This window comes from Streptomyces sp. NPDC057638 (genome assembly GCF_042800315.1).
Classification (GTDB): Bacteria; Actinomycetota; Actinomycetes; order Streptomycetales; family Streptomycetaceae; genus Streptomyces.
In genome coordinates this window covers 1-3988 of sequence record NZ_JBHVHF010000485.1, presented here as the reverse complement: position 1 = coordinate 3988, position 3988 = coordinate 1, and the positions used below count along the sequence as shown (strand labels likewise).

Sequence of the window (3988 nt, the reverse complement as noted above, 5' to 3'; positions counted from 1 at the left end):
GCCGTGCACCGGGCCGCCGACCTCGTCGCCCACCAGGCCGTCACCGCCGCCCGCACCCGCCGACGGCGGCGGCGCCGCGGGCGTCAGCCGTCGTGATGCCCGTACAGCGCCAGGATCTCCGCCTCGCTGTCCCCGCGGTGATAGACGTGCCAGTGCAGATGCTTCGACTCCTGGTAGAGACCTAGGTTCGTCGTCACCGACGCGGCCCCGTGCTCGGCCTCCACCATCGCCGCCACCTCGGCCACCACCTTCATCACCTCCGCCAGCAGCTGGGGCCCGCCCTGACCTAGATCCGCCAGCGACGGCGTGTGCTCCTTCGGCACCACCACGATGTGGACCGGGTGGCTCGGCTTCGTGTGATGGAACGCCAGAACCCTCTCCGTCTCCCGCACCCGGTCGATCTCCACCAGACCCGGGATCGCCTGGTGGCAGTAGAAATCCGAAATCGCAGGAACAGCAGCAGTGGTCACGAATTCACTTCCGTCTCGGCGGTTCTCTCCTCGTCAGGGTAGACCGTCCACGGCGCCGCCGGAGGAGAATGCGCCACACGACAACTCACCTGCCGCACACATCACTCACACCACAATAATTCTCGTCGCGCCGGAGAATTCAGCTGCCATCCACCCAACCTCCGCGATCACGCCCTGCTGCATCCACCCGGCGGGGCCGTCTCTGCGGCAGCCGCCCGTCCGGGACCACTACAGTGGCGCCCCATGACCTGGAACCATCTGGCGATCGACCTGAAGCCCCAAGACTCGGGCGACGAAGCGGAGTTCATCAGTGGGCCCGGCGGCCTCACCTACGAGGCGGCCCGACTGGATGTCCAGGCTGCCCTTGACCGTTTGACCGGCAAGGACAGCGCCTTCCGAGCCGTGAACCGAGCCTGGCGGAAAGGCCCGGAAGACGACTTCGTCATCAGTCACGGCCGCTATGTGTGGTGCTTGTACGAGGAGAAGCCCGGCGAGTCGACCACGGACACAGCCCAACGCCTGGCCGTAACGCTGGTCAGCCGCCTACGGCCCCGCAGGTAGACCCGGCCCTGGGCCCGCGACCGAGCTCCAGCCCAGCTGTGCTGCGCTGACGCGAGGTGGTCCGTCTCGACACTAGGCCGGAGCTCTTTCGCCGGCTTCCCCACTGCCTTCAGCCTTCTGCGCGGCCACCAGGCCCCGGGCGTCGTCGAGCGCGACACTGTTCGCCCGGGTTCTTCGGCGGGCGGTCGCACCGGTCCTGATAACCCGTCGCTCCGTCGCTTCTCGCCGTTGCGGGGTTCGCGGTTTCGGGTCACTGGTGTGCGGCGACGGACCGGATGTAGTCGGCGAGCGGTTCGAAGCCCCACGCGATCCGGCGCTCCTCGACACCCGGGGGGTCGATCATCGGGAATGGTTTCAAGGTGCCGTCGTCCTGCTGGGCGAGCTGCGTGCCGAACACTTGGGGCTGCCCGAGGTTGACGCGGACTCGATCCTCCAGCAAAGCGCCATGCCGGGCATCGGCGTCCCCTGCGGTGACCGCCCGGGCCAGCAGATCGAGACACTCCTCCTGGAAGGCGGAGGAGCGATCGGCGTGCTGGGCCAGGAGCCACGCAGCGCCGGCTGCCTCCTTGCCGACAAGGGTGCGGCCGGGCCAGCCGTGCTTGGCGATCACCCGCCGCAGCCAGGCGGTGTTGCCTCGGTCCACAGCCCGCCACTCCTCGTAGAGCTCCTCGGTCCGGTCGCCTTGGGGGGTGAGCCGGACGGCCTGGTCCCGAGCCTGCCGGTCGAGGAGTTCCCGGCGAAGCGCAGCGTCCTGCTTCGACGGGCCCGGCGGCCGCACGGCGTCCGCTACGGTGTCGAACACCTCCAGCAGCAAGGTGCGCAGGTGGCCGGGGAGGGCGGATTCCTCCAGCGCCTCCGGCGGCAGCCACCGCCCGGGGTTCTGGTCGCATCCAGTCCGGGTGAACGGCCGGTCGACGACTCCGATGTGGTGAGTGCGCCCGGCACTGGCTGCGAGTGCGAAGTCCGCCGCGGGCGGCTGGGGCAGCAGACGGGCGTGGTGGCCGTGTTCCTCGGCGGCTCGCAGGGCGGCCTGGGCGGTGCTGGCACCGGCACGGTTCTCGCAGCGCACACCGGGGACAAGAGGCCGGTCCCGGGCCGGTTGGGGGCACCAGGTCCTCCACTGCGTGCCCCAGCGGGTGAACAGCAGGATCGTCGGTACCGGAACCTCGGGGGCGCTCATTTCCCCGATCCTTCCGGATCTCCCGCCCGGGACTGGCCGATTCGGCGAAGGTCATCTCATCAGGTGGCCGGATCGCGCGGGCACCCATCTTGTGACCCGGAGCCGGTTGGTTCGAGGACTCGCCGTGACCGGAGCGGGGCGGCCCGACAACGAAGAGATGGTAAGATAATAAATGTCGAATTGGGGAGGGTGAACCCTGGTCGACCACCACGCACACCAGTCGAGGAGGAAATCGTGACCACCGCAACCCCCGCCAGTTCCCGGGTTTCCGGATGACAGAGGAACTGCTCACCCCGACCGGGGCCGCGATCCTGCTGGCTGCCGGTGACGACGGGGCTGTCTCCGGCGCCGGAGCAGCGCTCGTCCGCCTGCGGCGCGAGAGCCTGATCGTCCGTGAGTACCCGGGAGGCCCCTACCGGATCACCCAGGACGGCCAGGAAGCGGCAGCCGAGTGGCGGCGCCGCAACCCTCCGGAGGACCCCGCACTGCCGCGACTCCTTCCCAAGACCCAGCACGCGGCGATCCAGGCGGCCGCCCTGCGCCCGGACCAGCGTCTCCCCGGCTACCACGACCCGAATCCGCTGCCGCGCGACGCGTGCTTCCGCGCGCCCACCCTCAACGCCTTGCGGGAGGAGGAGTACGGGGACTACGGACGCCTGCCGGGCGAGCGGAGCTTGCCCGTCGCCGAGGCCCGCAGGCCGCTGTACCTGACGGCCGCGGGCCGGGAGTACGCGCGCCAGCGCTGCGGCATCACCGTGGGCCGCCGCCGGGTCGTCATCATCCCGGCAGCCCGGTCCCAGCCGTCGGCGCCGCCTTCGCTGCGCCTCGCGGCGGAGGCCCTGACCGCTTGGGCTCTGATCATGGAGATCGGCGACGACCAAGCGGCCGATCCGGAACGGACCGCCCGCATGGTCGCGGACAACGTGCTGGCCGACGCGGACGTGATCCTCCTCGGCGACGGCGAGTACGCCGATCGCCTGTCCGCGCACCTGCCCCATCTCCTGGCGCCGCTGGCCGGGAGCCCGGAGGGCGGTGCGGACCTCTGCGAACAGGTCCAGGGCGACCCCGGGCTGCGCGAGGAGTGGTGGCGCGAGGCGGCCGCGCGGCACCACCCCGCCTGACAGCGCTCGCCGGTAGCCGACGGGACGGGCGCCCGGGTCAGCGAGGGACCGGGTCGCGCCCGCCCCGGCGGCGGGCCGCGCCGGGGCGGCAGCGCAGAAGCCGCCCCGCGACGAGCCGGACGCCTCTGACCGCCCCGTGCTGGTGGAGGGCCTTGATCGCGTAGGTCGAGCAGCTCGGGGTGTAGGGGCAACACGGCGGCTTGGTGGGGCTGATGCGGGTGCGGTAGTGGTGGACCGCTCCGTACAGCGCGGCGGCCATCCGGCCGGCGGGCCGCAGCGCCGCGGCGTCCACCGGGGCGGGCCCGTGGCCGGCGGGCAGCCAGGCGGCGGCGGTGAGGGCGTAGATCATCTTGAGCGGGCAGGGTCCGCAGTAGGCCACGTACGTGTCCATGCACGTCATGCAGCAGCCCTCCCCCTCGTCCTCGCGCCCGTGCTGCTGCCGGTCTGCGCCCTGGCGAACCATGACTCCCCCTCGTTTTGCCTGGTCGCGGCATCGTAGGCGGGCGATGTCGGCGTCCGAGCGGGCGGGTCCGTCCTCGGCGCCCGGGTGAGGTTCGGGTTTCGCCTTCCCTGCTTTTCGATTTTGGGGGTCGGGGGGCTGCGTGCAAGGTCGTTCGGTGCGTGTCCTCGCCGGCCCGCTCCTTCGTCGCTCTACC

General features: G+C 71.3%; 5 protein-coding genes. 2 read left to right on the top strand and 3 right to left on the bottom strand.

The features are described from left to right. Nucleotides 1-83 precede the first annotated feature (83 nt). Entirely contained in the window at nucleotides 84-470 is a 387-nt protein-coding gene (locus ACFVIM_RS33705) for an HIT family protein (RefSeq protein ID WP_384309776.1), read from the bottom strand. A gap of 243 nt (nucleotides 471-713) precedes the next feature. On the opposite strand from ACFVIM_RS33705, the gene ACFVIM_RS33700 reads away from it, so the two are divergent. Beyond that, nucleotides 714-1031: a hypothetical protein gene (locus tag ACFVIM_RS33700; protein ID WP_384309773.1), complete on the top strand. Its 318-nt coding sequence runs from the start codon at nucleotides 714-716 to the stop codon at nucleotides 1029-1031. Nucleotides 1032-1281: 250 nt separating this feature from the next. Here the strand turns inward: ACFVIM_RS33700 and ACFVIM_RS33695 are convergent, their stop codons facing one another. Then, nucleotides 1282-2211: a DUF6624 domain-containing protein gene (locus ACFVIM_RS33695; protein ID WP_384309770.1), complete on the bottom strand. Its 930-nt coding sequence runs from the start codon at nucleotides 2209-2211 to the stop codon at nucleotides 1282-1284. Nucleotides 2212-2483: 272 nt separating this feature from the next. On the opposite strand from ACFVIM_RS33695, the gene ACFVIM_RS33690 reads away from it, so the two are divergent. Beyond that, nucleotides 2484-3332: a hypothetical protein gene (locus ACFVIM_RS33690; RefSeq protein ID WP_384309767.1), complete on the top strand. Its 849-nt coding sequence runs from the start codon at nucleotides 2484-2486 to the stop codon at nucleotides 3330-3332. 37 nt (nucleotides 3333-3369) lie between these two features. Here the strand turns inward: ACFVIM_RS33690 and yidD are convergent, their stop codons facing one another. Further along, nucleotides 3370-3723 (bottom strand): membrane protein insertion efficiency factor YidD, encoded by a 354-nt coding sequence (yidD, locus tag ACFVIM_RS33685; RefSeq protein WP_384309764.1) that lies wholly within the window; start codon nucleotides 3721-3723, stop codon nucleotides 3370-3372. Nucleotides 3724-3988: the final 265 nt, after the last annotated feature.